The sequence below is a fragment of the Cupriavidus sp. IK-TO18 genome (genome assembly GCF_015549295.1).
In the GTDB taxonomy this organism is placed as follows: Bacteria; Pseudomonadota; Gammaproteobacteria; order Burkholderiales; family Burkholderiaceae; genus Cupriavidus; species Cupriavidus oxalaticus_A.
Genome location: NZ_JADGMP010000001.1, coordinates 21,825 through 48,615, shown reverse-complemented (window position 1 = coordinate 48,615; position 26,791 = coordinate 21,825). Strand labels below are relative to the sequence as shown.

27 protein-coding genes and 1 pseudogene are annotated in these 26,791 nt (G+C 65.5%); 2 read left to right on the top strand and 26 right to left on the bottom strand.

The window, feature by feature from the left end; all coding sequences use genetic code 11:
* Positions 1-118: 118 nt before the first annotated feature.
* From IPF36_RS00220 to IPF36_RS00190, 7 genes are all read right to left on the bottom strand, one after another.
* Entirely contained in the window at positions 119-1,576 is a 1,458-nt protein-coding gene (locus tag IPF36_RS00220; RefSeq protein WP_135703059.1) for an AdeC/AdeK/OprM family multidrug efflux complex outer membrane factor, read from the bottom strand.
* Positions 1,573-4,725, bottom strand: coding sequence for an efflux RND transporter permease subunit (locus IPF36_RS00215; RefSeq protein ID WP_135703060.1), 3,153 nt, complete (start codon positions 4,723-4,725; stop codon positions 1,573-1,575). Before IPF36_RS00215 ends, IPF36_RS00220 begins: the two co-directional genes overlap by 4 nt.
* A 27-nt stretch (positions 4,726-4,752) precedes the next feature.
* On the bottom strand, positions 4,753-5,922 hold the full coding sequence (locus IPF36_RS00210) for an efflux RND transporter periplasmic adaptor subunit (protein ID WP_133095739.1): 1,170 nt from the start codon (positions 5,920-5,922) through the stop codon (positions 4,753-4,755).
* A 186-nt stretch (positions 5,923-6,108) separates the two neighbouring features.
* The gene (locus IPF36_RS00205) at positions 6,109-6,402 is read right to left on the bottom strand and encodes a DsbA family protein (protein ID WP_135703062.1); all 294 of its coding nucleotides are present in this window, start codon (positions 6,400-6,402) and stop codon (positions 6,109-6,111) included.
* Between the two features lie 100 nt (positions 6,403-6,502).
* A complete protein-coding gene (locus IPF36_RS00200; RefSeq protein WP_135703063.1) occupies positions 6,503-6,994 on the bottom strand; it encodes a YkgB family protein in 492 nt (163 codons plus the stop codon).
* A gap of 207 nt (positions 6,995-7,201) precedes the next feature.
* Positions 7,202-7,507 carry a carboxymuconolactone decarboxylase family protein gene (locus IPF36_RS00195; RefSeq protein ID WP_133095741.1) on the bottom strand — a complete coding sequence of 102 codons (306 nt, stop codon included), beginning with the start codon at positions 7,505-7,507 and terminating at the stop codon, positions 7,202-7,204.
* Between the two features lie 163 nt (positions 7,508-7,670).
* The gene (locus tag IPF36_RS00190) at positions 7,671-8,024 is read right to left on the bottom strand and encodes a PaaI family thioesterase (RefSeq protein WP_255519632.1); all 354 of its coding nucleotides are present in this window, start codon (positions 8,022-8,024) and stop codon (positions 7,671-7,673) included.
* 4 nt (positions 8,025-8,028) lie between these two features.
* Between IPF36_RS00190 and IPF36_RS00185 the strand changes: the two genes are divergently transcribed.
* Positions 8,029-8,454 carry a MarR family winged helix-turn-helix transcriptional regulator gene (locus tag IPF36_RS00185; RefSeq protein ID WP_255519631.1) on the top strand — a complete coding sequence of 142 codons (426 nt, stop codon included), beginning with the start codon at positions 8,029-8,031 and terminating at the stop codon, positions 8,452-8,454.
* A 127-nt stretch (positions 8,455-8,581) separates the two neighbouring features.
* Here the strand turns inward: IPF36_RS00185 and IPF36_RS00180 are convergent, their stop codons facing one another.
* The 3 genes from IPF36_RS00180 to IPF36_RS00170 all read right to left on the bottom strand — a co-directional run bounded on the left by IPF36_RS00180 (position 8,582) and on the right by IPF36_RS00170 (position 11,526).
* Complete coding sequence (locus IPF36_RS00180; RefSeq protein WP_133095743.1) at positions 8,582-8,983, bottom strand: cupin domain-containing protein; 402 nt, start codon at positions 8,981-8,983, stop codon at positions 8,582-8,584.
* A gap of 387 nt (positions 8,984-9,370) precedes the next feature.
* Positions 9,371-10,414: a phosphate ABC transporter substrate-binding protein PstS gene (gene pstS / locus IPF36_RS00175; protein WP_195426920.1), complete on the bottom strand. Its 1,044-nt coding sequence runs from the start codon at positions 10,412-10,414 to the stop codon at positions 9,371-9,373.
* 326 nt (positions 10,415-10,740) lie between these two features.
* On the bottom strand, positions 10,741-11,526 hold the full coding sequence (locus IPF36_RS00170) for an SDR family oxidoreductase (protein ID WP_195426917.1): 786 nt from the start codon (positions 11,524-11,526) through the stop codon (positions 10,741-10,743).
* A 99-nt stretch (positions 11,527-11,625) separates the two neighbouring features.
* Here IPF36_RS00170 and IPF36_RS00165 point away from each other — a divergent pair, with 99 nt between their 5' ends.
* The gene (locus IPF36_RS00165) at positions 11,626-12,537 is read left to right on the top strand and encodes an AraC family transcriptional regulator (RefSeq protein WP_195427124.1); all 912 of its coding nucleotides are present in this window, start codon (positions 11,626-11,628) and stop codon (positions 12,535-12,537) included.
* A 31-nt stretch (positions 12,538-12,568) separates the two neighbouring features.
* On the opposite strand, the gene IPF36_RS00160 is transcribed toward IPF36_RS00165, so the two are convergent.
* The 16 genes and pseudogenes from IPF36_RS00160 to IPF36_RS00085 all read right to left on the bottom strand — a co-directional run bounded on the left by IPF36_RS00160 (position 12,569) and on the right by IPF36_RS00085 (position 26,743).
* Positions 12,569-13,153, bottom strand: a complete 585-nt coding sequence (locus IPF36_RS00160) for an NADPH-dependent FMN reductase (RefSeq protein WP_135703068.1) — start codon at positions 13,151-13,153, stop codon at positions 12,569-12,571.
* A 27-nt stretch (positions 13,154-13,180) separates the two neighbouring features.
* The gene (locus tag IPF36_RS00155) at positions 13,181-13,702 is read right to left on the bottom strand and encodes a DUF4863 family protein (RefSeq protein WP_240745828.1); all 522 of its coding nucleotides are present in this window, start codon (positions 13,700-13,702) and stop codon (positions 13,181-13,183) included.
* On the bottom strand, positions 13,699-14,721 hold the full coding sequence (locus IPF36_RS00150; protein WP_133095748.1) for an amidohydrolase family protein: 1,023 nt from the start codon (positions 14,719-14,721) through the stop codon (positions 13,699-13,701). The genes IPF36_RS00155 and IPF36_RS00150 overlap by 4 nt, the downstream gene beginning before the upstream one ends.
* Before the next feature lie 6 nt (positions 14,722-14,727).
* Positions 14,728-15,534, bottom strand: coding sequence for a 2-keto-4-pentenoate hydratase (locus IPF36_RS00145; protein WP_195426915.1), 807 nt, complete (start codon positions 15,532-15,534; stop codon positions 14,728-14,730).
* Positions 15,531-16,571, bottom strand: a complete 1,041-nt coding sequence (gene dmpG / locus IPF36_RS00140; RefSeq protein WP_195426898.1) for a 4-hydroxy-2-oxovalerate aldolase — start codon at positions 16,569-16,571, stop codon at positions 15,531-15,533. The genes IPF36_RS00145 and dmpG overlap by 4 nt, the downstream gene beginning before the upstream one ends.
* Positions 16,572-16,582: 11 nt before the next feature.
* Entirely contained in the window at positions 16,583-17,533 is a 951-nt protein-coding gene (locus IPF36_RS00135) for an acetaldehyde dehydrogenase (acetylating) (protein ID WP_133095751.1), read from the bottom strand.
* Positions 17,530-18,357, bottom strand: coding sequence for a 2-keto-4-pentenoate hydratase (gene mhpD / locus IPF36_RS00130; protein WP_195426896.1), 828 nt, complete (start codon positions 18,355-18,357; stop codon positions 17,530-17,532). The genes IPF36_RS00135 and mhpD overlap by 4 nt, the downstream gene beginning before the upstream one ends.
* Positions 18,354-19,844, bottom strand: coding sequence for a 2-hydroxymuconic semialdehyde dehydrogenase (locus IPF36_RS00125; protein WP_195426894.1), 1,491 nt, complete (start codon positions 19,842-19,844; stop codon positions 18,354-18,356). Before IPF36_RS00125 ends, mhpD begins: the two co-directional genes overlap by 4 nt.
* Positions 19,845-19,978: 134 nt before the next feature.
* A pseudogene (locus IPF36_RS00120) lies at positions 19,979-20,206 on the bottom strand (porin); the annotation flags it as partial.
* 191 nt (positions 20,207-20,397) lie between these two features.
* Positions 20,398-21,360, bottom strand: a complete 963-nt coding sequence (locus IPF36_RS00115; protein ID WP_135703073.1) for a LysR family transcriptional regulator — start codon at positions 21,358-21,360, stop codon at positions 20,398-20,400.
* A 25-nt stretch (positions 21,361-21,385) separates the two neighbouring features.
* The gene (locus tag IPF36_RS00110; protein WP_135703074.1) at positions 21,386-22,036 is read right to left on the bottom strand and encodes a flavin reductase family protein; all 651 of its coding nucleotides are present in this window, start codon (positions 22,034-22,036) and stop codon (positions 21,386-21,388) included.
* A 25-nt stretch (positions 22,037-22,061) separates the two neighbouring features.
* Complete coding sequence (locus IPF36_RS00105) at positions 22,062-22,610, bottom strand: 3-hydroxyanthranilate 3,4-dioxygenase (protein WP_135703075.1); 549 nt, start codon at positions 22,608-22,610, stop codon at positions 22,062-22,064.
* Between the two features lie 13 nt (positions 22,611-22,623).
* Positions 22,624-23,073: a RidA family protein gene (locus IPF36_RS00100; RefSeq protein ID WP_135703076.1), complete on the bottom strand. Its 450-nt coding sequence runs from the start codon at positions 23,071-23,073 to the stop codon at positions 22,624-22,626.
* 47 nt (positions 23,074-23,120) lie between these two features.
* Positions 23,121-24,722, bottom strand: coding sequence for an MFS transporter (locus IPF36_RS00095; RefSeq protein ID WP_135703077.1), 1,602 nt, complete (start codon positions 24,720-24,722; stop codon positions 23,121-23,123).
* A gap of 209 nt (positions 24,723-24,931) precedes the next feature.
* A complete protein-coding gene (locus IPF36_RS00090; RefSeq protein WP_135703078.1) occupies positions 24,932-26,086 on the bottom strand; it encodes a patatin-like phospholipase family protein in 1,155 nt (384 codons plus the stop codon).
* Positions 26,087-26,326: 240 nt separating this feature from the next.
* Positions 26,327-26,743 carry an organic hydroperoxide resistance protein gene (locus IPF36_RS00085; RefSeq protein ID WP_276609565.1) on the bottom strand — a complete coding sequence of 139 codons (417 nt, stop codon included), beginning with the start codon at positions 26,741-26,743 and terminating at the stop codon, positions 26,327-26,329.
* Positions 26,744-26,791 lie beyond the last annotated feature (48 nt).

Genomic DNA, 26,791 nt, shown 5'->3' with positions numbered 1-26,791 from the left:
CGAACAGCACGTTGACGTTGCCGCGAAGGGAGCGCGAGTATGGGCAGGTCTGGTGAGCGGTTTCCACCAACTGCCTTTTCACAGAGCCCAAATGAGAACGCGCGGGAGATACACAAATCTACAAATCCCCGCCAACCCTCGTATCGGTGCGCTTGCCGGTCTGGTCGTGCCAGCCGCCGCCCAGGGCCTTGTACAGGTTGACTTCACTGGAGAGTTGCTCGAGCCGGGCTTCGATCAGCAATTGTTGCGCGTTGTAAAGCGAGCGCTGCGCGTCCAGCACGGCAAGGTAGCTGTCGACACCCGTGCGGTAGCGCCGGTCGGCCAGGCCATAGGCGTCCTGGGCAGCTTCCACGAAACGGACCTGGGCCTGGAGCTGGCTGGTGTAGGTGCCCCGCGCCGCCAGCCCGTCGGCCACCTCGCGGAAGGCGGTCTGCACCGTTCGCTCGTACTGGGCGACGTTGACATCCTTCTGGATGGTGGCGTAGTCCAGACTGGCCCGCAGGCTGCCGGCGGTAAACAGCGGCAGATTGATGCGCGGCTGGAACAACCACGTGCCGGAGCCGGCCCCGAACAGGCCGGAAAGCTGGCTGCTGGCGGTGCCCGCCGATGCGGTCAGGCTGATGCTGGGGAAGAACGCCGCCCGCGCGGCGCCGATATCGGCGTTGGCGGAGCGCAGCCGGTGCTCGGCCGCGAGCACGTCCGGACGGTTTTGCAGCAGGTCTGAGGGCAGCCCGGCCGGCACATCGGCGAACAGCTTCTGCTCCAGCGGCAGGCCTTCCGGCAGGTCCGCTGGCAGGTTCGTGCCGAGCAGCAGCACCAGCGCATTCTCATCCTGGGCAACCAGCCGGGTGTAACGCGCAAGGCTCGCACGGGCGGTTTCCACGGCGGTCTGCGCCTGGCGCAGGTCCAGCCGGGAAGCGATCCCTTCCTCGTAACTGCGCCGGGTCAGGCCATAGCTGCGCTCATAGTTGGCCAGGGTTTCCCGGGTCAGCCGCAGCAGGGTTTCATCGGCGCGCTGGGTCAGGTAGGCGCTGGCAACGCCCGCCACCAGCGAGATCTGCGCACTGCGGCGTACCTCTTCGCTGGCGAAATACTGTTCGAGCGCGGCTTCGCTGAGGCTGCGCAGGCGGCCGAACAGGTCGATCTCCCACGCCGTGGTGCCCAGCGACACGCCGTACTGGCTGCTGATCAGGCGCTGTCCGGTGGCGGACAGGTCGGCGGGAATGCGCTGGCGCGTGCCCTGTGCGGCCGCGCCGATGGCGGGAAACAGGTCGGCGCGCTGGATGCGGTACTGTGCCCCGAACGCCTCCACGTTAAGGACGGCCACGCGCAGGTCACGGTTGTTCTCCAGCGCCAGTTCGATGAGACGGCGCAGGCGCGCATCGGCGAAGAATTCGCGCCAGCCCAGCTCGACCGCGGGCACCTGGCCGGCTTCGGCGGCGGCATCGGCGGGCAGGTAGGCCGGGCCCTGCGGGTACGCTGCCGCCACCGGCGAGGCCGGGCGCTCATACGTGGGAATCAGGCTGCAGCCGGCCAGCATGGCCATGGCGGCAGCGCAAGACAAGGTCTTCTTCATTCGAGCGCGCCTTTTTCCACGGAGGCGCCATGCGGCTGCGGCCTGCGCTTGCGTCCGAACATGGAGGTGACAGCAACAAAGAACAGCGGCACCCAGAAGATCGCCAGCACCGTGGCAGTGATCATGCCGCCGATCACGCCGGTGCCGATGGCGTGCTGGCTGCCGGCACCGGCCCCGGTCGACACGGCCAGCGGGAACACGCCGAGCATGAAGGCCAGCGAAGTCATCACGATGGGGCGCAGGCGCAAGCGGCACGCCTCCACGGCGGCCTCGACCAGCCCCTTGCCCTGCTCGTACTCGCTCTTGGCGAATTCCACGATCAGGATGGCGTTCTTGGCTGAAAGGCCGATGGTGGTCAGCAGGCCCACCTGGAAGAAAACGTCATTCGACAAGCCGCGCCCCAGCGTGGCAAGCAGTGCGCCGATCACGCCGAGCGGCACCACCAGCATCACCGAGAACGGGATCGACCAGCTTTCGTACAGCGCAGCCAGGCACAGGAACACCACCAGCAGCGAGAGCGCATAGAGCGCCGGAGCCTGCGAGCCCGACAGCCGTTCCTCGTAGGACAGGCCAGTCCAGGCATAACCCACGCCTGGCGGCATCTGCTTCATGATCTCCTCGATCGCGCTCATGGCCTCGCCGGAACTGCGCCCCGGCGCAGGCTCGCCGAGCACTTCCACCGCGGCCACGCCGTTGTAGCGCTGCAGCTTGGGCGAGCCATAGCCCCACTTGCCGTCGGCAAAGGCTGAGAACGGCACCATTTCGCCCTTGTCATTGCGTACAAACCATTTGTCGATATCGTTCGGGTTCATGCGGGAATCCGGGCGGCCCTGCACGTAGACGCGCTTGACCCGGCCGCGGTCGATAAAATCGTTGACGTAGCTGGAACCCCAGGCGATCGACACCGTGCTGTTGATGTCAGCCAGCGAAACGCCGAACGCGCGCGCCTTCTCGTCGTCGATCACCAACTGGTACTGCGGCTGGTCATTCAGGCCATTGGGACGCACGCGCTGCAGCACCGGGCTTTGCGCGGCCAGCGCCAGGAACTTGTCACGCGCGTTCATCAGCGCCACGTGGCCAATGCCGGCCTGGTCCTGCAGGTAGAGGTCAAAACCGGTGGCATTGCCCAGCTCCTGCACCGCGGGCGGGGCGAACGCGAACGACATCGAATCGCGAAAACTCATGAACTTGCGCTGTGCGCGCGCGGCCAGGTCGAATACGCTGGTGCTGTCCCCGCTGCGCTGCGCCCATGGCTTGAGCAGAATGAATGCCAGGCCCGAGTTCTGGCCGCGGCCGGCAAAGTTGAAGCCGTTGACGGTAAACAGCGATGCCACCACGCCGCCCTCTTCCTTGAGCAGGTACTCGCGCATCTGGTCGAGCACCTTCTGCGTGCGCTCGGCGGTGGCGCCGGCAGGCGTCTGCACCTGGGCGTACAGCACGCCCTGGTCTTCTTCGGGCAGGAATGAAGTGGGGATGCGCGTGAACAGGAAGCCCATCACCACCAGGATGGCCACGTAGATCAGCAGGAACGGCAGGCGGCGCTTCAGGATGCCCGACACGCTGCGTTCGTAGCGCTGGGTGGTCGCGCTGAACCTGCGGTTGAACCAGCCAAAGAAGCCGCCCTTGTTCTCGCCATGATCGCCCTTTTCGATGGGCTGGAGCATGGTGGCGCACAGGGCCGGCGTCAGGATCAGCGCGACCAGCACCGACAGCACCATGGACGAGACAATGGTGATGGAGAACTGCCGGTAGATCACGCCGGTCGAACCGCCGAAGAACGCCATCGGCAGGAACACCGCCGAGAGCACCATGGCAATGCCCACCAGCGCGCCCTGGATCTGGCCCATCGAGCGCCGCGCGGCCTCCCTGGGCGGCAGGCCTTCCTCGGCCATCACGCGTTCGACGTTCTCGACCACGACGATGGCGTCATCCACCAGCAGCCCGATGGCCAGCACCATGCCGAACATGGTCAGCGTGTTGATGGTGTAGCCGAACGCCGCCAGCACGCCAAAGGTGCCCAGCAGCACCACCGGCACGGCGATGGTGGGAATCAGCGTGGCGCGCACGTTCTGCAGGAACAGGTACATCACCAGGAACACCAGCACGATGGCTTCCATCAGCGTCTTCACCACTTCCTGGATGGAGCCTGCGATTACCGGCGAGGTGTCATACGGAAAGACCACCTTCATCCCGGGCGGGAAGAACGGCTCCAGGCCATCCAGCGTCGTGCGGATGGCGCGCACGGTTTCCAGCGCGTTGGCCCCCGCGGCCAGCCGCACGGCAATGCCCGAGGCCGCCTGGCCGTTGTATTGGGCGTTAATGTTGTAGTCCTGCCCGCCCAGGCCCACCTCGGCCACGTCCTTCAGGCGTACCTGGGAGCCGTCCGGATTGACCTTGAGCAGGATGTTGCCGAACTGCTCGCTGGTCTGCAGCCGGGTCTTGCCGATCACGCTTGCGTTGAGCTGCTGGCCCCGCACCGCCGGCAGGCCGCCCAGCTGGCCCGAGGCCACCTGAACGTTCTGCGCCCTGATCGCGTTGCTCACGTCCAGCGGCGTGAGCTGGAAGCTATTGAGCCGGGCCGGGTCAATCCATACCCGCATGGCATACTGCGCGCCGAACACCTGGAAGTCGCCCACGCCGTAGGTGCGCGACAGCGGGTCCTGAAGGCTCGAGACAATGTAGTTCGACAGGTCTTCGCGCGTCACCTTGGGATCAGTGGAAATCAGGCCCACGATGACCAGGAAGTTGCGCACCGACTTGGTCACGCGGATGCCTTGCTGCTGCACTTCCTGCGGCAGCAGAGGCTGCGCCAGCGCCAGCTTGTTCTGCACCTGCACCTGGGCAATATCCGGATTGGTGCCCTGCTCGAAGGTCACCGTGATCGTCATGTTGCCGTCGGCGTTGCTTTCGGAGGAGATATAGCGCAGGCGGTCCAGGCCGTTGAGCTGTTGCTCGATCACCTGCACCACGGTGTCCTGCACCGTCTCGGCGGAGGCGCCGGGGTAGTTGACCGAGATGGCGATGGTGGGCGGCGCGATGGCCGGATACTGGCTGATGGGCAGCGCACGGATCGACAGCACGCCGGCCAGCATGATGACCAGCGCGATCACCCACGCAAAGATGGGCCGGTCGATAAAGAAGTTGGACATGGCTACTCCCTCGCCCGGGCGGTGCGCTCAGCGCTTGGCTGCGGATGGGGCCGATGGTGCGGATGGTGCGGATGCACCCGCCACCGGCGCACCCGCCCCGCTCCCGGCCTGGGCTACGCGCACTTTTGCCCCGGGCCGCACGAACTGCAGGCCCTCCACGATGACGCGGTCGCCGGCACCGAGCCCATCGGACACCAGCCACTTGTCGCCAACGGCGCGCTCGGTGCGGATCTGGCGCAGTTCCACCTCGTCCCTGGCATTGACCACCAGCGCCGTCGCCTGGCCCTTGAGATCGCGCGTCACGCCCTGCTGCGGCACGAGCAGCGCATCGGTCTTGACGCCTTCACGCAGGCGGGCATGGACAAACATGCCCGGCAGCAGCTCATGGCGCGGGTTGGGAAACACCGCGCGCAGCGTCACCGAGCCGGTGCCCTGGTCCACGGCCACTTCAGAGAACTCCAGGCGGCCGGTTTCGGGATAGCGGGTACCGTCTTCGAGCACCAGGCTGACCTGGGCCGCGTTGGTGCCGGCACTCTGCAGCGCACCATTGGCCAGTTCGCGCCGCAGCCGCAGCAGCGACGAAGAGGCCTGGGTCACGTCGACGTAGATCGGGTCGAGCTGCTGCACCACTGACAGCGCGGTAGCCTGGCCGTTGGTCACCAACGCACCCTCGGTCACATTCGAGCGTCCGATGCGGCCGGAGATCGGCGCCAGCACCCTGGTATAGCGCAGGTTGATTTCTGCGCGGTCCACCGCTGCCTGCGCCTGCAGCCAGGCAGCCCTGGCCTCGTCATACTGCTGCTTGCTGACCGCCTCGTCACCGACCAGGCGCCCGTAGCGCTCCGCCAGCAGGCGGGCGGATTCCAGCGTCGCCCTCGCGCTCTTGTAGGTGGCCTCGTAGGTAGATGCGTCGATCTGGTAGAGCTGCTGGCCCTGCGTGACGTCGCTGCCTTCCTTGAACAGGCGGCGCAAGATGATGCCATCCACTTGCGGCCTGACCTCGGCAATGCGGAACGCCGTGGTGCGCCCCGGCAGCTGGGTATCCAGCGTCAGTTGCTCGGTCTTGAGCGTGACCACGCTCACTTGCGGTGGCGGCGGGCCCGCGGCCTCCTTCTTGTTGCCGCATCCGGCAAGCATTGATATGGCGATGGCCAGTGTGACCGGAACCCGGGCGCTGCAGCCGCGTGATCGTTGCATTGCGATGTCCCGCTAGGAATGAAGCCGAGTCTGTCGCTGGCGAACCGGTTAGCCGGCGAAGAGTTCCAGGTGACGCAAACGCCATGCCCGCAATTGGTCCAGCGGCAGCGTCGGTTGCTGGCGTAGCCAACGAAGTCTAGCGCGACTCGAAGAATTGGTTCGGCCGATTATCGGCCGCTCGTATTTTCAATCACTTACGCGGTGGCCTGACAGATGATGGGCCTGGTCGTAGCGGGACCGATCCCGCAAACGGCCAAGCCCTTTGAACTGGGACATTTGTGAGAGCCCCTTACCGCAGAAATCCTCCGGCAACGGGGGCGCAGCAGGCGGCCGGAGCATCAAGGCACGCGCGGTGAGCTCAACTGGCATGACCTGTGCCAGACGCTGAACGCGTAGTGTCGTCAAATAGCAGAAGGGGCAAAGAAAATCGGTCCAGATATCGATTTTCAACGGACGCTGGCCCTTGGAAATGGCATTCATGATGTTCCCTTTGTCGTGGGCGACGTTAAGCGCGATAGAACCGGAGCTCACGGAGAATTGCCCGCTTCAGTCACGGAACATGTGCGTGGCATGTATTACGTCAGGATTGCTCCGCCTGCCAACGTGCCAGCGCCGTGCGCAGCAGGGAAGCCGACGCTGCCAGCAGCACGAGGTCCTTCAGCAGGAACTGGCCGATCGGCGCGGAGATCGCCGGAAACCCGCCGGCAGTCGGCTCGGCAACGCCGGGGGTGGTGACAAAGAACGTCAGCGTGATGGCGTACGTCGCGCATGACATGGCTGCACCCAGTACCGCCACCCTGTGATGGAATGCGCCGACGGCCAGTGTCACCGCGGTGGACAGTTCCATCACGCCAATGACAGCGCTGGCGCCACGTACACCGAATGCGTCGATAAGCCAGGCCATGAAGGGGCTATTCGCGATGAACGGCGCAATGCCCTGCGCTTCATAGCCGGTGAACTTCATCCCGCCGAACCAGAGAAAGACGACAACCAGCGACCAGCGCAGCAACGCCTCGTGGTTGTTGGTGGCTTCGCTGGTGCGCGTTGTGGCGACGGATGTGATGGGTTGCATATTTACTCCTCAACGGATAGGTGGTGTGGTGGAGGAGCACGCCCCGGTGGCGCAGGCCTCCTTTCCTGTCATTGCGAGGACGCGCATGCGCGCGTTCCGGCGGCCGGCTCCAGCTGTGCCGGAGCCTGCGATTCAAAAAAACCTTTGTCCCAGGAACGTATCAGGCGCGTCCCTTACGTGGATTCAGTCGTGGGTTCAGTCGTGGGTTCAGTCGCGGAACAGGTGCGTGGCATGCGTGACTGCACCGCCCGCCCGGATTGCAGCGGCCACGAGCGCGGCTTCCGCAAGTTGCGCATTGGTAGCGCCGGCATCGTGGGCGGCCTTGGTATGCAGGGCGATGCAATACGGGCACTGCGTCGTCAGCGCCACGGCCACCGCAATAATCTGTTTCTGCTGCACCGAAAGCGCGCCATCTGCAAAAGCTGCGTGGTCAAATGCACGGAAGCTCTTCATCGCTTCAGGAGCGTTTTCGTCCAGCTTCTTCAAACGGGCAAGATCCTTCATATCGAACATCGAAAACTCCATCAAGGTTGGGATTGGAGTAGGTATGATAGGAAGGGCAAGGTTCCACTTGGTCTTAGTTTGGTTTCAATTCGTCCAATGATGGCATCCGCCCCTTCCGCACATCGTGTGCTCGAACATTTCCTTGCCACGCTCGGCATTGGCCTCACGCACATCACACGGGGCAACATCCGCGATGGGTTGGGGCGTGCGTTTCGAAGCATGCGAGACGGCAAGCCTCCACTACTGCCTGGACGGGCGATAGCACGAGCAGCGTAGATGTGCCATGTGACAGGACGCGTCCGTCCATTGCCAGCACGCGAGCTTCCGCAGTGATGATTTGACGGCCCTGGCTGGCAACGCGGCCTTCGGCGCGGACCCTGCCCGTGTCAGGCTTGATCGGTCTGGAGAAACTGCCCTTTGTCTCGACAGTGGTGTAACCAACGCCGGCGGGAAGAAGGGAGTTGGCCGCACAGCCAGTGGCGCTGTCAATGAGCGTCAGGGGCCATCCGCCGTGCACCGAGCCCATTGGATTGAGCAGCCGTGACGACGGCTCGCCTTCGAACGCGGCGAATCCGTCGCGCTTGCTGGCGCTTAGAATCACAGCGGCGTTGGATGAGGCGCTGGCGCCGTCTGGCCTGACCAGTACTCAATTTGGATTAATGTGCCTGATTGCGTCGGCAACAGACGACACGCTGGCCGCATTGGCGCAACGGGCCGGGCTGAATCAATCGACCATGTCAAGGAACGCGGATCAACTTGTCGGCACGGGGATGGTGGAAGTTGTCATGGCGGAAGCCGGTCGCCGCCGCCGCGCGGTTTGGCTGACAGAGGCGGGCGCCTTGACATTGCAACAGGCTCTCGCGCTGTGGCAGCCAGCGCACCGCGCGTTGCTTCGGAAGCTGGGTTTAGAGGCGCACAACATCGTGGGCGCCGTCGCAGCAAGGCTGGAGGAGTAGCGTCGAGCCCTGCTTCGCCTCGGCGGCCTGGCACAGGCTTAGCTGACGCCCAGAGTCACCGCTGACTCATTGGTGCGCCTGGTCCACGACGGACGCGCATGATACCGGCTGCCAAATTGTGCCCGGCCTATTTGGCCGGTGCCACCAGCGGTGCGCCCTTCTTCACGATGTAGGTCGCCAGTTCCGATGCCGTGCCGCTGCCGACATTGCGCGCCGAGTGGGGCGTACCGGCGGGAATGAACAGGGATTCACCGGTCTTGAGCGTGACAGGCGGATTGTTGCCGAGCTGGTACTCCAGCGTCCCCTGCAGCACGTACGCAATCTCCTCGCCTGGATGGGAATGCATTGGCGCGAACGCGCCGGGATCGAGGTCAACGCGGACCTGTACCCCCTCGCGACCCGGCACGCTGAGATCGTGCTGAACGAGATCGGTGCGATGGACGCCTGCCATCTGAGCTTGCGCCGTCTGCAGCAACAAGCCGCTGCCGACGAAGAGCATGGCCGCAGCCATCATTCGGGTCGATTTCATCTGCTGACTCCTGTGTCCTGATTGACATTAACGATGAGATTGCATTTCGCCCAGGGGATGGGCGACGACGTGCAGGCAACGTGCGGTCCTGGCAGCAAGCCATGTGGTCCGGGAACCCCCAATGCGAACCCGCACCAATCCCCTGCACATGGCACATTGAAAGATGGCCATGTATCTGGCCTGTGTCTGCGCACGTTTGCCAATGTATCTTCATGTAATCAGGACTCGGATGGATACCTCCGCACACAAAGCCAAGCCACGACGTCGTGCCGCGGCTCCGTACTTTCAAGCACCGTCCCATCAAGGACGACCTGGGTTGACCTGGGGACGCTGTCCCCGTCGCCTGGCCTGGGGTGACCGCGACTGGCTCCGTGCGAGGCGTTCCCATCATCGGAACGCCTCCTTCCAGTACGCTTCAACATGCCTGACCACGCCGGCCGGAAGCGCGACATAATGCTCGGCCGCGGCGTCTGCCTGCCCCTCCGACAGCGCCCACCGGAAGAACGCGATTGCGTCGTTGGTCTCGGCAGCGTTGCCGTTCGCCTTGGAAATCAGGACGAATACGACCCCGGTGATAGGCCAGGCCTGAGGGCCCGAAGCATCTGTCAGCACCTGATAGAAATCCGCCTTCGGATTCCACTCTGCCGCGGTCACCGCCGCGCTGAAGGTTTCGCGCGATGGCTGCACATAGATGCCGTCCCGGTTCTTGACGGCGGCATAGGCGAGCTTGCGCTGCAATGCGTAGGTCAGCTCGACATAGCCAATGGAGCCCTTCACATTGCGAATGTAGGTTGCAACGCCATCGTTGCCATTTGCCCCGACGCCGACGGGCCATTTCACCGTCGTTCCGGCGCCCACGCGTTCTCCCCATTGCGGGCTGACCTTGGTGAGGTAATCCGTCCAGTTGAAGGTGGTCCCCGAACTGTCGTTGCGATGGACGACCACGATCTTCAGGTCCGGCAGCGCCAGGCCAGGGTTTTCCGCGGCAATCGCCCGGTCATTCCAGTTGACGATCCTTCCCTGGTAGATATCCGTCAGCAACGCGCCGGTCGTGCGCAGCTGCCCCGGGCCAACACCATCCAGGTTGAGCACCGGGACAACGCCACCGACCACGATCGGAAACTGCACCAGGCCCGCCGCGCGCAGATCCTCGGGCTTGAGCGGCATGTCGGTGGCGCCGAAGGTCACCCGGGCAGCGCGAATCTGGCGAATCCCGTTTCCCGAGCCCGTGGGTTGATAGTTAACCTGATGGCCGGTTCGGGCGTAGTACGTTGCCGCCCATTTGGACATCAAGGGATAAACAAAGGTGGAACCCGCGCCGGTGATATCGCCGGCGCGTGCCAGTAAAACGGTGCCGAGCAGGAGCAACAGAATCGCAACTTGGCGGATCGCTGGCAGAATCCGCAATCCGCAATCTGGCGCTGGCTTCATGATTGTTCTCCCGCTTCTTCGCCCACGTTTCTGTGCTTGCGCAATTCAGGCTAGCAGATGGCGAGAGACATGACGACAGTAGTCGTGACACCCTGCGGGAAAAAAAGCGACTCACTCCATGGACCGTTGCCCGCCAGACGGTGGCAAGCAGTCCATTTATCTCTGCCCCAAAATTGTTTGTGACTGTCATGTTTCTGACATCAGTTGCCAGTGCGCCGACGCATCGACATTGGATCTGCGCAATGGCAGATGAAATCGCCAATGGCGGGCATTTCGCGGCATGGGAGCGATATGGTTGAACACGTAGCGGATGAACGGCAATGGCGTCAGTCGAAACGTGATACCGCGGTACGCTCGCCCGCCGGCAATATGTCGCCATGGACCAGGGCGACAGCGTCGGCTCCGGCCGGGAAGCGCAACTGCCCGGACCGGTCATTTGCCGCCCGCCACACGGCTTCGGCCACATCGGATGCTTTGGTCACCCTGGCAGGCTGCGCGAATCCGGCCAGCACGGACATCGCATACGCGCCGTACGCTTCGGGGATCATGCCGGCCATGCGCGGCCCTGCGTTTTCCGTGAAGCGGGTGTCCGGGCAATAGCCGGGCTCGACCAGCTTGGCGCGGATGCCGAACTCGCCAAGTTCATGGGCCAGCGAAGCGGTGAAACCTTCGATGGCGGTTTTGCTCGCGGTATAAGCGGCCACGAGCGGCATCGGCGCCAGCGTCGCGCTCGAGGTCACGTTGACGATCACGCCGGCACGGCGCTCCCGGAAACGCGGCAACATGGCCTGCGTCAGGGCCATCACACCGAAGGTATTGGTCTCGAATACCTCGCGCACCGTCGTCATCGGCGTCGCCTCGAAGGCGCCGAACAGGCCCACGCCGGCATTGTTGACGAGCACGTCGATGGGCCCGCACACGGCCAGCGCGGCGTCGATGCTTTCGGCACGGGTCACGTCAAGCGCCAGCAGGCGCAGGCGCTCCGACCGGGGCAACAGGTCTTCACGCGGCGAGCGCATGGTTGCGATGACGTGCCAACCCTGGGACAGGAAATGGTGCGCGGTGGCAAGGCCGTAGCCGGACGAGCAGCCGGTGATCAGGACGGTCTTCATGGTGTTGCTCCTTGTTCGATTGCGATGGCATAACGATAGGGAAGCCTGGCCGGACCATCTATAATCAGACGTCCATATAACTTTCGCATTCGTCCAGACATCATGGATCCGCTGTCTGAAGTGATCGCACTGCTCCGGCCGCGTACGGTGTTTTCCAAGGGCATCAGCGGTGCGGGCCGGTGGAGCGTGCGCTACACGGCGTTCGGCCACCCCAGCTTCTGCGCCGTGCTGGAGGGCGGTTGCGTGCTCGGCGTCGACGGCCAGCAACCCGTCACGCTGCAGGCCGGCGATTTCGTGCTGCTGCCTGCGACGCCCGGCTTCACCATGTCAGGCGCCGAGCCGGCGACGCCGGTGCTGATCGACCCGACGGCGATCCCGGAGCCCACGGAGGACATGCGCCACGGCACGCCTGACGGGCCACCGGACTTGCGCATGCTGGGCGGCTACTTCCTGTTCGACTCGCCCGATGCCGCGTTGCTGGTGTCGCTGCTGCCCGGCATGGTCCATATCCGCGACGCAGAGCACCTGTCGGTGCTGGTGCGACTCGTCGGCAGGGAAGCGTCGGCGCAACGCCCGGGGCACAGCCTGGTGCTGACGCGCCTGGTGGAGATCCTCCTGGTCGAGGCGTTGCGCTGCGCGCCCGGTGACCCCGCGCCGGCCGGCCTGCTCCGCGGGCTCGCCGACGAACGGCTCGCGGTGGCGCTGAACCACATGCACGCTGACCCCGCGTACACATGGACGGTGGCGGAACTGGCCGCGAAGGCAGCGCTCTCCCGCTCGGGATTCTTTGAGCGGTTCACGCGGGCGGTCGGCCTGCCGCCCATGGAATACCTGGTTGCCTGGCGCATGGCGCTGGCAAAGGACATGCTGCGCAGGCAAGACGTTGCGCTTGCGCAGGTCGCCGAACGGGTCGGCTATGGATCCGCCAGCGCCTTCAGCACGGCGTTCAGCCGACACGTCGGACAGTCGCCGAGCCAGTTCGCACGGCAATCCACGCAGGCGGCGGCCTGACGACTTTGGTGCGCCAGGGCCGCCGCGGTCGCTATCCCTTGTTCGACAGCCGCCCGGCGGTGCGGCTCAGCGCCACGCCAACCTGGATGACCGCCTTTTCCGCCCCCTTGTCCCGGAGGCCGGTCTCGCCTTCGAAGGCCTCGTGCGCCGTGCCCAGCGCGAATGCGTCGGGAATGACCACTACGCCCAGCTTGTCGAGCACGGTGCGCAGCGCCAGCTGCGAGCGCAGGCCGCCCAGCGGCCCCGGCGACGCCGAAAGCAGCGCGGCGGCCTTGCCGGCCAGCAGCGCGACGCCGGAGGTGCCGTCCTCCTGGGGCCGGCTGACCCAGTCCAAGGCGTTCTTCAGCATTGCCGTGTAGCCGCCGTTGTACTCCGGCGTGGCAATCAGCAACGCATCGTGGCCGGCGAATTCGCGCTGCAGGCGGCGCGCTTCGGCCGGCACGCCCTGCTCCGCCTCGTCATCGCCGTCGTAGAGCGGCAGCGCATAGTCCGCCAGCCGGATGGATGTCACCACCGCGCCCGCGTCGCGCGCGCCATACGCCGCGATGTCGAGCAGCTTCTGGTTAAGCGAGCCGCGACGCGAACTTCCGCTTACTGCAAGGATCCTGATACTCACTCGAATGCTCCGGAGCAAAGGTTGAAGTCATGCGGCGGGCGCCGCGCGGTACTCGATCTCGCCGCCAGGCAGGAAATACATCATCAGCGCCTTGCCCGTGACCGTCGGGAAGTGCTCGCTCATCGGCGGGAACACGCGCCAGCCCGCGCCATGCCCGCAGAACTGCGCGCCCGGTTCAAGCGGGACGATCATGTTGATCTCGCCCCGGGTGTGGCAGTGGTACTGGCCCATAACGTCGCGCAACAGCCCGCTTTCCACGCTCATGCCGGCAGTTTCCGGCGAGGGCTCGGCGATCCTGCCGCGCCGGTAGGTGGCACCCTCGATCTCGACATAGCCCGCCCAGCCCTCCTCCACGCCGAGCTGCAGCAGGCGGCACAGCTCCTGGTAAGGGCGAGTACCCGCGCCATATTCGCGGTTCAGATAGGCCTCGAGGTCCTGATCGAGCGGGCGCGAGCGAATCTCGTCGCACAGCTGACGCACCCATTGCAGCAACTCTTCCTTGTGCGGACCGTGCGGCAGCATCTGGCGCTCCTTCTCTGAATCCATCATTCGTCTCCGCTGCCGTCGGCAGGCAAGTTGAAGAACCTGGCGGCATTGCCGCCGAGGATAAGGCGCCTGGCCCGCTCGCCCAGGTGCGGGTGATTCTCCACCAGGGCCCCGATCTTCTGCTCGCCAAGCGGATAGGGATAGTCCGAGCCGAGCAGGACCCGTTCCTCGCCCATCACGTCCACAAGCAGGCGCAGCGCGCCTGCGTCGAATACCGCGCTGTCCACCGAGAACCGGTCCACGTACGACGACGGCAGGTTCGGACAGTCTTCGCGCACGATATCCCGATGCAGCCAGGCGTTGTCGACCCGCCCGAGCAGGAAGGCGAAGCTGCCGCCGCCATGCGCGAAGCACAGCTTGAGCGAGCGCGGGATACGCTCGAACGCGCCGGACAGGATAAGCGAGAGGATGCCCAGCTGGGTCTCGGCCGGCATGGCCACGAGCCAGGGCAGCATCCACCGCTTCATGCGCCCGTCGGTCATCATGTCCCACGGATGGACCAGCACGGGAATGCCTTCCTGCGCGCAATGGCAGAGAAAGCGGACCAGCGCTTCGTCATCGAGGTCCCGCGAACCGACGTGGTTGCCGATCTGCACGCCGCGATGCCCGGCCGCGACGGCACGCGAGGCTTCGCGGCAAGCGAGCTCGATATCCTGCAGCGGCACCTGCGCCAGGGCCATCAGCCGGTCCGGCGCCACCGAGCAGAGCTCCAGCGCCTTGTCGTTCATCCGTTGGGCCCACTGCAGCGCCGCCGGGGCGTCGTAGCGGTAGCCGAACATCACCGGCGTCGCGCACATCAGCTGCGCGTCGATGCCCTGTTCGTCCATCTGTTCAAGGCGCCGCACCGGGTCCCACAGGGGCCGGCTCACCGGCCGGAAGGGCCGCCCGTCCAGCATGATCATGCCGGACTCGCCATCCTCCGCCACGGCAAGCCACGGCACGCCGGGCTGGTCGGCGCGCTCCGCCTCTTCCCGCGAGATCGTGGGGAAGAAGTGGGCGTGCATGTCGATTCGCAATGTCATGGCTTGCTATGCCTCTTCCAGGTTCTGCGCTACCATCTGCCCCACGGTCAGGCAGGTCGTGAACTCGACCTCGCCGACACCATTCACCACCGCCTGCACATGGCTGCCCGGCAGGAGCGGATGCGCGGCCGTGGCGGCGCCCGCCATAATCAGCGTGCCGGCCGGCAGGACCGTTTCCGACGCGCTCGCCAGCCGCGACGCTTCGACCACGGCCCGCAGCGGGTGCCCGAGGATGGCGCCGGTGGAGCCAATCTGCACATCACGCCCGTCCACGCGCAGGATCACGCCCGCATTGCGCAGGCCGTCGACGTCCCTGGCCCAGTTGCCGACGACAAGGCCCGCGCTGGAGCAGTTGTCGGCGACCACGTCCGCGAGCGTGAAACGGAAGTCCTGGTAGCGCGAATCAATGATCTCCATCGCCGGCGCCACGGCTTCCAGGTAGTCTTTGGCCTCCAGCGCGGTCAGCGGCCGCTCGATGGCGCGCCGCGTGAGAAAGCACACTTCGGGCTCGACCCGCGGATGGATAAAGCGGCGCAGGTCGACGCGGCCGCCGTCGTCCTCCAGCATGGTGTCCGTCAGCCAGCCCCAGATCAGGCTGTCGACGCCCATCTGCACCATCTTGGCCCGGCTGGTGAACCCGAGCTTGATGCCGACGCGCCGTTCGCCCCGCTGCACCCGCCGCTCGATCGACGCACGCTGGATCCGATAGGCATCCGGCACCGGGAAGTCTTCGGTGGCGGTGAGCTGGTTGATGGCCCTGGCGTGCAACGCCGCGTCATCCAGCAGGCGCGCCGCAGCTTCGATATCGATCATGCTGCCCTCGCTTGTCGTTCGCCGCGCCGGACCAGGTCGAGCGCAACGTCAATGATCATGTCCTCCTGGCCGCCGACCATCCTCCTGCGGCCCAGTTCGACCAGCACGTCGAACGCGGACAGGCCGTACCGCTGCGCCGCGGCCTCCGCATGGCGCAGGAAACTCGAGTACACGCCGGCGTAGCCAAGCGCCAGCGTCTCCCGGTCGACGCGCACCGGCCGCTCCTGCAGCGGGCGGACGATATCGTCCGCCGCATCGATCAGCTTCTTAACATCGCAGCCGTGGTGCAGTCCCTGGCGGTCGATCGCGGCAATGAACACTTCGAGCGGCGCATTGCCGGCCCCGGCTCCCATGCCGGTCAGCGAGGCATCGATGCGATCGCAGCCTTCCTCGATGGCGACCATGGAATTGGCGACACCGAGCGCAAGGTTGTGGTGCGCATGCATACCCGTCTGCGTAGCGGGATCGAGCACGTCCTTGAGCGCGCGGAAGCGCTCGGCAACGTCGCGCATGTTCAGCGCCCCGCCCGAGTCCACCACGTAGATGCACTGCGCGCCGTAGCTTTCCATCTTCTTCGCCTGCTGCGCGAGCAGTTGTGGCGTCGTCATGTGGCTCATCATCAGGAAGCCGACGGTGTCCATCCCCAGCGAGCGGGCGTATTCGATGTGCTGGCGCGAGATATCGGCCTCGGTGCAGTGCGTCGCCACCCGGACCACGCGGGCGCCCGCGTCATGCGCCTCGCGCAGGTCGTGCAGCGTGCCGATGCCCGGAATCAGCAGGGTCGCCACCTGCGCCCGCCTGACCACGGCTGCCACCGCGGCGACCCACTCGATATCGGTGTGCGCGCCGAACCCGTAGTTGAAGCTCGATCCGGCGAGCCCATCCCCGTGCGCGACCTCGATGCTGTCGACGCCGGCGTCGTCGAGTGCCTGCGCGATGGCAATGGCCTGCGGCAGCGTGTATTGATGGCGCACGGCATGCATGCCGTCGCGCAGCGTCACGTCCGAGACATAGATCTTCTTGCTCATGGCGGTCATCGTCTTCTCCTTCAGGCAGCGACCCAGGCAGCGAGCCGCCTGGCGGCAATCTGGTCGGCGGTGCGCAAGGCGGCCGAGGTCATGATGTCGAGATTGCCGGCATATGCGGGCAGGTAATGCGCCGCGCCTTCGACTTCCAGCAACACGCTGACCTTGAGGCCGGTCGACGATGCGCCGTGCTTAGCGAACTGGCGCGGCAGCGCGACGCGGTCAAACTGCACCGCCTGCTTCAGGCGGTAGCCGGGCACGTAGGCGGCCACCTTCGCCACCTGGGCATGGATCGATGCCTCGATCCGCGCCGTGTCCGCATCGGCGTCGACCAGGCAGTAGACGGTATCGCGCATCAGCAGCGGCGGCTCGGCCGGATTCAGGATGATGATGGCCTTGCCGACCGTCGCCCCGCCGATGACCTCGATGGCGCGCGACGTGGTTTCCGTGAACTCGTCGATATTCGCGCGCGTGCCCGGGCCGGCCGACCGGCTCGCGATCGATGCCACGATCTCGGCATAGTGGACCGGGGTGACGTCCGAGACCGCGCGGACGATGGGAATCGTCGCCTGGCCGCCGCACGTCACCATATTGACGTTCTCCGAATCGAGGTTCGCGTCGAGATTGACCGACGGCACGACGAACGGGCCGAGCGCGGCCGGGGTCAGGTCGATCACCGTGACGCCGTGCCGAGCCAGGACCAAGGCGTGCCGCGCATGCGCGCCGGCCGAGGTCGCATCGAAAGCGATGCGGATGTCGCGAAACCCGGGCATGGCGACCAGGCCGTCGAGACCGTCGGCCGTGGTGGCCACGCCCATCCGCGCGGCGCGCGCCAGGCCGTCCGATTCCGGATCGATGCCGACCATGACAGCCATGCTGAGATGTTCGGCATGGCGCAGGACCTTGATCATCAGGTCCGTGCCGATGTTGCCCGAGCCGATGATGGCGACGGGGACTCTGGTTTTGTCATTCACGATTGGATTTCCGGTTGCTTCGAGAAAGCGGCGCGCACCTCGCCCAGGCCTTCGATGCGCGCGCTGAATACATCGCCCGGCACCACCGCTGCCATCGGGCCCAATGCGCCGGTCAGCACCACATCGCCGGCGCGCAGCGGCTCGCCCATCCGGGCCATGGTGTCGGCGAGCCAGATCGCCGCGTTCAGCGGATTGCCCAGGCACGCGGCACCGGCTCCGACGCTGACCTGCTCGCCATTGCGCTCCATCAGCATGCCGCACCTGACCAGGTCGAGCGCTTCCAGCCTGACTGGCTGCGAGCCCAGGACGAAGCATCCGCTGGACGCGTTGTCGGCGACGGTGTCGAGCAGGCGGATGTCCCAGTTCGCGATCCGGCTGCCGACCACCTCGATGGCCGGCAGCGCAAATGCCGTGGCACGAATGATGTCCGCCACCGTATGCCGCGCATGCGGCAGGTCGCGCTCCAGCACCAGCGCAATCTCGGCTTCGACCTTGGGCTGGTGGGTCCGCGAGAACGGGATTTCCTCGCCATCGCCGAACGCCATGCCGTCCAGCAGCGTGCCGAAATCCGGCGCATTCACGCCGAGCTGCGCCTGCACGCTGCGCGACGTCAGGCCGATCTTCCGCCCGACGCGGCGCGCGCCCGCCAGCACCTGGTGCGCAACGTTGATCTGCTGGATGCGGTAGGCGTTCTCCAGCGGGTTACCGTCGATCGCCGCGATCGCCTCGCGCACCGGCGGCACGGGCGCGAACGGCAGCCCGTCATGGGCCTTCCTGAGGGCATCGGCAATGGCCTGCCGGGCTGTGTCATGTGCCGCGCTCATGCCACCCTCACACAGATATTGGTCAGTTCGGAATAGAAGTCCATCGAATGGCGCCCGCCTTCACGGCCGAAGCCGGACAGCTTGGTGCCGCCGAACGGCGTGCGCAGGTCGCGCGCATACCAGGCGTTGACCCAGACGATGCCGGTCTCGATGCGCTGCGCGACGCGGTGGCCGCGCGCCAGGTGCGTGGTCCAGACGCTTGCCGCCAGGCCATAGTTGCTATGGTTGACGCGCGCCACCACTTCGTCCTCGGCGTCGAACGGCGCGATATGGCATACCGGGCCGAACACTTCCTCGTTGACGCAGCGCGCGCTGTCCGGCAGCCCCGTCCAGATCGTCGGCTGCACGAAAGCGCCGTTGTCGCAGGCATCGCCGAAGCGCGGCACATCGCCGCCGGTGACGACGGTGGCGCCTTCCTCCACCGCGAGTCGGAGATAGCCCAGCACCTTGTCGCGGTGCGCGGCGGAGATCATCGGGCCGGTCGTCACCCCGGGAACGTACGGCGATCCGATCCGCAGGGCCTCGGTCCGCGCCTTGAGTTCCGCGACGAAGCGCTCGAAGATCGGGCGCTCGACATAGACGCGCTCGGTGCACATGCACACCTGCCCGGCGTTGGTGAAGCTGGAGCGCAGCACGCCTTCCACGGCGGCATCGAAGTCGGCATCGGCAAAGACAATGGCCGCGTTCTTTCCGCCCAGCTCGAAGGAGATGTTCTTCACGCCATCGGCCACCGCCTTCATGATCGTGCTGCCGGTGCGCGACTCGCCAGTGAAGGTGATGGCATCGATGTCCGGGTGCCGGGTCAGCCATTCGCCGGCAGCGCTGGGCCCGTGGCCGTGAACCAGGTTGAAGACGCCGTTGGGCAGGCCGCTGTCGCGGATCACTTCGGCCAGCAGCGTCGCACTGGTGGGGGCTTCTTCCGAGGGCTTGGCCACCACGGAATTGCCCATCGCCAGTGCCGGCGCCACCTTCCACGTCAGCAGCAGCAGCGGCAGGTTCCATGGGGAAATCACCCCGACCACGCCCAGCGGCTTGCGCGTGACGTAGTTGAGCAGCTGCGTGCCATCGGCACCGACGGACTCGAAGCACTCGCTGTGCGCGGTACTCGCCAGGTCGGCAAAGGTGCGGAAATTCGCGATGCCGCGCGCGATATCCAGCTCCCTGGCCTGCGCGATGGGACGTCCGGTATCGGCCACTTCGGCGGCCACGAACTCGTCGAAGCGTTGCTGGATGCCGTCCGCGATGCGGTGCAAGGCCGCGGCGCGCTGCGCCGTGGTGAACTGGCGCCAGGGTCCGCGCTGGGCGCGGCGCGCGGCCTGCACGGCGGCATCGACCGCTTCGGCATCCGCCTCCGCCACGCGCGACAGCTCGCGCCCGTCGATCGGGCTCAGCTTGGCGAACGAGCCGGGAGACGCCACGAACTCTCCATCAATGAAATGCCGCAGATGTCGGGGCAATCCCGCTGCGACCTCGGCGTAGTACTCCATGGGTTCTCCTGCACACTGTTGGTGAAAGCAAGTGTAGGAGTGCCCGTTTGCCTTGGATAATCAATCCTTGGCGGGTTGATATAAGGGCGTGGAATAGTGAGACGCCGACACAGCGCGGATGGCGGCCGCAACGGGCCGGAATCCGGCGCGAAGCCGGATTCCAGGACGAATGCAGACTTGAGGCCGCCGCCCAGGTCTTCGGTCCCTCTCAGGCCCCAGCGCGATGGCACGGTTCCCGAGAGATTGTTCATTCTGACGAGCGCGCTGTTGTTGGCACCGGTGTGGTTGAGAACCTCCACGCCGGTGTCGACGACACCGTACAACGTCACGGATTGAGCAAGGGCGATGGTTGGCAAACTCATCGCGCCAGCCCAGATGGCTCGGCCTGGCTTCACGTCTCCTCCTTCTTTGTATTGCGGCAGTTGGTTCTGGTAATTCACGGAAAGCGGACAAAGCGGTCCACTCGAGCCTGCGTGGCGCAGGCTCGGTCAGTCGGGGTTATCGCGTTGTCTTGAGGGGTCTGGGCAGCGCTGCTGAGGCCGGATCCGCGCAGTCAGGACGCCTTGTCGGTGCCGGAGACCTCTTTCAGGCATTCGATAAAGACCTCGCACGCCGGCGTGAGCGCCTTGTTGGCCCGCACCGAGTAGCCCACCGTGCCGAACGCGCCGAGTTCAGGAATCGACAGCGTCCGCAGGAGCCCGGCCTGCACGAACTGCCTGGCCGCGACCCGCGGCATCACCGCGATGCGGTTCGTCGTCAGCAGCAGCCCGAGGTTGGTCAGGACGGACATGGATTCCACCAGGTCGCGCGGCAGCTCGATGCCGGCGTTGCGGAACATCCGTTCAACGGCGTAGCGCAACGGAGAGTCCGGCGTGGGAAGGATCCATGGATGCTGGTCCAGCTCGTGCAACGATGTCACGGACTGGCCAACGGCGTCATTGGCGCTGCCGACCACCACGTCCAGCAAATCCTCGAACAGCACCTGGTGCGTCAGCGGAAAGGCATCCGAGATCGGCAGCTCCAGTTCAGGCAACCTGCCGACGACGATGTCGACCTCGCCGGTGGCCAGTGCCGGGAACAGCTGTGCGGTCGGCCCTTCGCGCACCGTGACGATGATGTTCGGCGCCCGCTCCTTCAGCCTGGCGATCGTGGAAGGCAGCAGGTGCGCCGATGCGGCGATCATCGTACCGACCACCACCCGGCCCGCGCTGCCGAAACGGAACTGGTCGAGCTCCTCGGTCATGTAGCGGAACTCGGCCAGCAGCGACTTCACCCGCCGCGCCAGCACCAGCCCCAGTTCGGTCGGCACCACGCCGCGATTGGAGCGGGCAAAGAGGGTGCCGTCGACACAGCCCTCCAGCTCCTGGATGATCTTGGTGACCGCCGGCTGGGTGAGTCCCATGTCGTTGGCGGCATGGAGGATGGAACCGGTCTCGATGACGCGGTCGAACACCAGCAGCTGGCTCAGCTTCAGATTCCGGCTCAGCCGGATCTGCGTTAGCGGATGAATGTGCATGGCAGGATCACCCCCGGGGCGGCACTCACTCTCTAGCAACGCCCACCGTCGGCAGGTAGGTCGGCACCGCAATCCGGCGACGGTCGGACGAGCGGCAGTAGTTTGGCCCGCCCAGGCGCCCCACCGGGTAGAACCGGTCGACCCTGATACGGAGCTTCTCGTCGTCGAACAGGTCGTCGCGGATATACATCGACACGATCTCGCCGAAGACGATGGCGCGCTGCGTCGAAAACTCGAAGACCTTGAACAGCCGGCATTCCCACGCCACCGGCGCCTCGCGGATCCGCGGCACCGCGACCGCCTCCGAAGTCGCGAGCGACAAACCCACCGCCTCGGCCTCGCAGACATGCGCCGGATAGTCGCTGCCGCACATCACCGCGCGCTCGACGATGGGCTCGTCGACCATGTTGACGACGAATTCGCGCCGATCGAGGATGTTCCTGAGCGTGTCCTTGACCTCGCCGGGCCGGTGGCTCTCGTCGCCGTAGTGATCGACCGCGATCGCAAACAAAGGCGGGTCCTCGCCCATGTAGTTGAAGGCACTGTATGGCGCCGCGTTGCAGACGCCGTCGCTGCCGAGGCTGGTGACCAGCGCAATGGGGCGCGGCCCCACGCTGCCGGTAATCAGCCAGTACTTTTGCCTGGCCGACAGGCCCGACATGGCAATAGTTGTCATTGGTGGTCCCGTTTGCAAACCCTTATCAACGCACCGGCGAACGCACCGGCGCTGCGCCGCGGCCCGGATGGATGGCGCCGCAATGGCTGCAGCGCCGCTTGTCTTCGGAAGCATAGAAAGCCGCGAACAGCGGCGGCAGGTCATCGACGATGCTCCTGAGCTGGACCTCCGCCCGGCAGACCAGGCCGTCGCAGCTGTCGCAATACCATTCAAAGCCGTCGACGGCCCCGGCCGGACGCTGGCGCTCGATGACCAGGCACACGCTGTCCTCCTCGGGCCGCTGCGGCGAATGGCGAACGTGCGGCGGCAGCAGGAAGACGTCTCCTTCCCGCAGGTCGACCCGCTCGCGCCTGCCTTCCACCATCAGGTTCAGGTACGCGTTTCCCCTGAGCTGGTAGAAAAATTCCTCGAACGGGTCGTCGTGATAGTCGGTACGCAGATTCGGGCCGCCGACCGCGGTCACGATCAGGTCCGCGTCCTGCCATACCTGCTGGTTGCCCACGGGAGGCTTGAGGAGATGCCGGTGCGCGTCGATCCAATGGTTAAAGTTGAATGGCGCTCCATACTTCAGCATAGTGTTCTCCATGTCATGGCTCGTGGGTCTGCGCTGCCTCGGCGCGGGGCGCGTAGGCAACGGCCTTGATCTCGATGGTCAGCAACGGATGCGGCAACTGGTGGACGGCGACGGTCGTCCGCGCCGGCCCGGCTTCGTCGAAATACTCCGCATACACCTCGTTATAGCCGCCAAAGTCATTCATATTCACCAGAAATGTGGTGATCTCGACCAGATTGGCCAGGTCTGCGCCCTCCGCCCGCAGGATGTCGCGGATGTTCTCGATCACGGCTCGGGTCTGCGCCCGGATATCGACGCGGGACGTACCCATTTCGTCCACGGCCGCCCCGACGAAGCTGTTGTCGGGACGCCTTGAACTGGTGCCGGAAACGAACAGGAAATCGCCGGCGCGCACCACGTGGGGAAACCGCCCCCGGGGCGTGGCCTTGCCTTGCACCAGCCGCGCCTGAGCAGACTGCTTCATATCAATGCTCCATTTACTTTCAGGTTGAGCGGGACACTGCCTGTGTGTCACTGGTTCACGTCGACGTCCTTGGTCTCCTTCAGCAGGAACATGCCGAGGACGACCGAGATGCCGCCTACCGCAATCGCGTACCACAACCCGCCCAGCACGCTGCCTGACTTGACCGCCAGCACCGTGGACATGAACGGCGCCAGGCCGCCGAAGTAACCCGCACCGATGTTGTAGGGGATCGAGATCGAGGTGTAGCGCACCGCCGCCGGGAACAGCTCCACGTAGTACGCGGACATTGGCCCATAGGCCATCGCGCCCCAGATCATCAGCAGGAACAGCAGCAGGTACATCATGGGCCGGTTGATTGCCGCTTCATCGGCCGCCGGGGGATAGCCCGCGGCAACGAGCGCGTCCCGATAGGCCTTCTCATCGAAGCCGGCCACCGGCTTGTCGCCGATATACGTCACCAGCGGCTCGCCGGCCAGGCCAGGCTCCACGCGGTAGGACAGGCCCGCCTGCGTCAGGAAGTCGCGCGCCTTGTCGCACGCGGTCTGAGTGCTGGAGAAAATGCTGTCCGAGCAGTCCGAAGACGCCACGCGGATGGTGACGGACTGCTGGAACTGCGCGAGGGCGGGATTCACCGCCTTGCCGAGTTGCGAGAAGATCGGCAGGAAGGTCAGCACTGCCATGCCGCAGCCGATCAGCACGATCCATTTCCGGCCGACCTTGTCCGACAGCCAGCCGAAGAACACGTAGAGCGGCAGCGAGAAGACCAGCGCGACGACGAGATAGCTGTACGCCTGGCTGGACGGCACCTTCAGCGTCGACGTCAGGAAATACAGGACATAGAAGTTGCACGTGTACCAGACCACGCCGACCGCGGCCTGCGCGCCGAACAGGACCGCCAGCATCCGCCGCACGTTCTGGCCGACCATGAGGCTGTCGCGCAGCGGTGCGCTCGATGTGCGGTTTTCTGCCTTCATGCGCTGGAACACCGGCGACTCGGAAAGGGTCGTGCGGATGTAGGTCGATACGGCAAGCAGCAGCACCGACGCCAGGAACGGCACGCGCCAACCCCAGACTGCGAAGTCCTCCGCGGAAATCCACAGCTGGCAGAGCTGCGTCACGGCCAGCGAAAGCAGGAAGCCGAATGTCGCCGTGGTCTGGAGCCAGCCGGTGGCATAGCCCCGCCGGCCGGATGGCGTATGTTCGGCGATGTAGGCCGCGGCTCCGCCATACTCTCCACCCAGCGCGAGCCCCTGCAGCAGGCGCAGCACGATCAGGATGGCCGGCGAAGCCCATCCCAGGGTTTCATAGGACGGCAGCAAGCCGATGCCCGCCGTCGAAATGCCCATCAGCACGACCGTGGCAAGAAAGGTTGCCTTGCGCCCGGCCTTGTCGCCGAACCGTCCGAATACGACGGCACCTAGCGGCCGGATAATGAAGCCGATGCCGAATGTCGCCAGCGATGCGAGATAGCTGGCGGTTGAATTTCCGGCGGGAAAAAAGTGCGACGAAAAGAATATCGCCAGGCTTCCATAAAGGAAGAAGTCATACCACTCGAGTACGGTGCCGACGCACGCGCCTACGACCACCTTCGCCTCTTCGCGCTTCGACGCGCCGTGCGCTCGCACATTCGCTGCTAGTTCGCTGCTCATCCAGTCTCTCCTCCGTCCATCGGCTTACGGGCTACGAAGCGCCGTTGCTGCCGTCGAAGAGGAGTCTAAGAGCCGCGCCGGTCAGGCCATAATCAATCCTCAGGTCATTGCTATTCCATGCCGGAATAGCAGCGCCGCAAGCCAGACCACAGCGTGGAAAGCGGCGCGCGCAAGCTTTCGCGGCGCCTGCTCGCCAGGTGATTCGCATCTCACCCGGGGAGGCTCGCCTGAACCCGGTGCACGGCGATTCCCTCGATCGGGTCGAGCGGTTCGCGCCAGGGGGCACGGCCAATCGCATCCCGCGTGTCCTGGTACCCGGCCGCCCAGCGGCGTTCGATGCCGTGCGTGGAGAAGTCGATATCGCGGTTCATATCGTTGCCGTCGAGTTGCGGTGCATCCAGCTCGACCACATGCATGGTGGTTCCGCAACCCCAGTCGAGCAGTTCCTGCACGGCGGGCTGCGCGCGCTCGCTTTCCGGAATGTGCTTGCCCAGTTCGCGGATCACGTGCCGCAGGCGGTGTATCTGCCGCTGCCGCTCAAGGTGGCATTCCGCGCGGCTGGAGTACTGGATGTCGCGCAGCCGGCTCATTACCTGCCAGATCGAGGTCGGGTCCGGGCCGCTGGCCGGCCACAACTGCACGGCGAAGATCAGCGAACTGCGGCGGGGACGGTCATCCAGGACAGCTTCCAGCGGCGTGTTCGAATAGATGCCGCCGTCCCAGTATGCCTCGCCGTCCACCTGCACCGAGGGAAACCCCGGCGGAAACGCTGCCGAGGCCATCACGTGCGCGACCTTCAGTGGCGCGTCGCGGTTGGTGAAATAGCGCATGCGGCCATTGCGCACGCCGACCGTGCCAACGGTCAGCCGCGTGTTCCCGGCGTTCAGGTAATCGAAGTCGATCAGGTTGCCCAGCGTCGCGCGCAGCGGCTCGGTGGAGTAGAAGGCCGACTGGGCAAGGCCGACCGTGGCGCGCAGCCCCAGCCACCAGGCGGCGGGACTTGGCGTGAAAAACGACGGAATGCCATGGGTGGTAATCGACAGCACCCGCGCCCAGTTTTCCCATTCGCGGAAGTGGCCGCTTGCCTCGCCGGCGCCGCGGTAGGCAATGCCATCCCAGAACCGCTTGAGCCGGGAAAGCCGCTCGGCTGGCGGGTTGCCGGCGATAATGGCCCCATTGATCGCCCCGATCGACGTACCGATCACCCACCGCGGCTCGAGGCCGGCCTCATGCATGGCCTGGTAAACGCCGACCTGGTAGGCGCCAAGCGCGCCGCCACCTTGCAGGACCAGCACGACCTGCCCGGGCAGTTCCGCGAGCGCTTCCGCTGGCGCGGAGACGGATACTTTTGCTGTCTCGCCCATTGCATTCCTTCCTGTCGTGGCACAGGGGCACGACTGTTCGGAAGTATCGTCCTACGTCCGGGGCCAGGCAACCGCGGCGCACTGGCGGCCACGCTGCCCGAACTGCTGCAGGCCCGGGGCGTGAGCTGGCGCATCTACCAGGCCCCGAACAAGAACTGGGGCGGACTGTTGCACGGCGGACTGGCATTCAAGAGCTTCCGCGAATCGGCGCGAGCCGATGCGTGCGAGGCCCTGCCGTCCTCAGACGATATTGATCTCGACATCAATATTGCCGCGCGTCGCCTTGGAGTACGGGCAAAGCTGGTGTGCGGCCGCGGCCAGGGACTGCGCGACCTCCCGGTCAATCCCGGGCAAGCTCACATTGAGCCGTGCCGCCAGGAAGTAGCCATCACCGGCCTGGCCAAGATCCACTTCAGCGTCAACGGCCGCGTCGGCCGGAACCGTGACTTTCGCCACCTGTGCCGCCTTGGCGATTGCGCCGAGGAAGCAGGCCGACCAGCCGGCGCCCAGGAGCTGTTCCGGATTGGTACCGGCGCCGTTGCTGCCGGGCCCTGACAGATCGACGGCCAGACGGCCGTCGGTGCTGCGGGAGTTGCCGTTGCGGCCGCCGACGGTATGGGTCTTGCCGGTGTAAATGACTTTATCGAACTGGTTGATCATTTCGGGGTATTTCAGTTAAGGATGTTGATCGCCACGCGGGGTTGA

Excerpts from the sequence above, each read along its gene's own strand:
- IPF36_RS00220 (WP_135703059.1), bottom strand. The coding sequence starts at position 1,576 with ATGAAGAAGACCTTGTCTTGCGCTGCCGCCATGGCCATGCTGGCCGGC.
- IPF36_RS00215 (WP_135703060.1), bottom strand. The coding sequence starts at position 4,725 with ATGTCCAACTTCTTTATCGACCGGCCCATCTTTGCGTGGGTGATCGCG.
- IPF36_RS00210 (WP_133095739.1), bottom strand. The coding sequence starts at position 5,922 with ATGCAACGATCACGCGGCTGCAGCGCCCGGGTTCCGGTCACACTGGCC.
- IPF36_RS00205 (WP_135703062.1), bottom strand. The coding sequence starts at position 6,402 with ATGAATGCCATTTCCAAGGGCCAGCGTCCGTTGAAAATCGATATCTGG.
- IPF36_RS00200 (WP_135703063.1), bottom strand. The coding sequence starts at position 6,994 with ATGCAACCCATCACATCCGTCGCCACAACGCGCACCAGCGAAGCCACC.
- IPF36_RS00195 (WP_133095741.1), bottom strand. The coding sequence starts at position 7,507 with ATGTTCGATATGAAGGATCTTGCCCGTTTGAAGAAGCTGGACGAAAAC.
- IPF36_RS00190 (WP_255519632.1), bottom strand. The coding sequence starts at position 8,024 with ATGGGCTCGGTGCACGGCGGATGGCCCCTGACGCTCATTGACAGCGCC.
- IPF36_RS00180 (WP_133095743.1), bottom strand. The coding sequence starts at position 8,983 with ATGAAATCGACCCGAATGATGGCTGCGGCCATGCTCTTCGTCGGCAGC.
- pstS (WP_195426920.1), bottom strand. The coding sequence starts at position 10,414 with ATGAAGCCAGCGCCAGATTGCGGATTGCGGATTCTGCCAGCGATCCGC.
- IPF36_RS00170 (WP_195426917.1), bottom strand. The coding sequence starts at position 11,526 with ATGAAGACCGTCCTGATCACCGGCTGCTCGTCCGGCTACGGCCTTGCC.
- IPF36_RS00155 (WP_240745828.1), bottom strand. The coding sequence starts at position 13,702 with ATGATGGATTCAGAGAAGGAGCGCCAGATGCTGCCGCACGGTCCGCAC.
- IPF36_RS00150 (WP_133095748.1), bottom strand. The coding sequence starts at position 14,721 with ATGACATTGCGAATCGACATGCACGCCCACTTCTTCCCCACGATCTCG.
- IPF36_RS00145 (WP_195426915.1), bottom strand. The coding sequence starts at position 15,534 with ATGATCGATATCGAAGCTGCGGCGCGCCTGCTGGATGACGCGGCGTTG.
- dmpG (WP_195426898.1), bottom strand. The coding sequence starts at position 16,571 with ATGACCGCCATGAGCAAGAAGATCTATGTCTCGGACGTGACGCTGCGC.
- mhpD (WP_195426896.1), bottom strand. The coding sequence starts at position 18,357 with ATGAGCGCGGCACATGACACAGCCCGGCAGGCCATTGCCGATGCCCTC.
- IPF36_RS00125 (WP_195426894.1), bottom strand. The coding sequence starts at position 19,844 with ATGGAGTACTACGCCGAGGTCGCAGCGGGATTGCCCCGACATCTGCGG.
- IPF36_RS00115 (WP_135703073.1), bottom strand. The coding sequence starts at position 21,360 with ATGCACATTCATCCGCTAACGCAGATCCGGCTGAGCCGGAATCTGAAG.
- IPF36_RS00110 (WP_135703074.1), bottom strand. The coding sequence starts at position 22,036 with ATGACAACTATTGCCATGTCGGGCCTGTCGGCCAGGCAAAAGTACTGG.
- IPF36_RS00105 (WP_135703075.1), bottom strand. The coding sequence starts at position 22,610 with ATGCTGAAGTATGGAGCGCCATTCAACTTTAACCATTGGATCGACGCG.
- IPF36_RS00100 (WP_135703076.1), bottom strand. The coding sequence starts at position 23,073 with ATGAAGCAGTCTGCTCAGGCGCGGCTGGTGCAAGGCAAGGCCACGCCC.
- IPF36_RS00095 (WP_135703077.1), bottom strand. The coding sequence starts at position 24,722 with ATGAGCAGCGAACTAGCAGCGAATGTGCGAGCGCACGGCGCGTCGAAG.
- IPF36_RS00090 (WP_135703078.1), bottom strand. The coding sequence starts at position 26,086 with ATGGGCGAGACAGCAAAAGTATCCGTCTCCGCGCCAGCGGAAGCGCTC.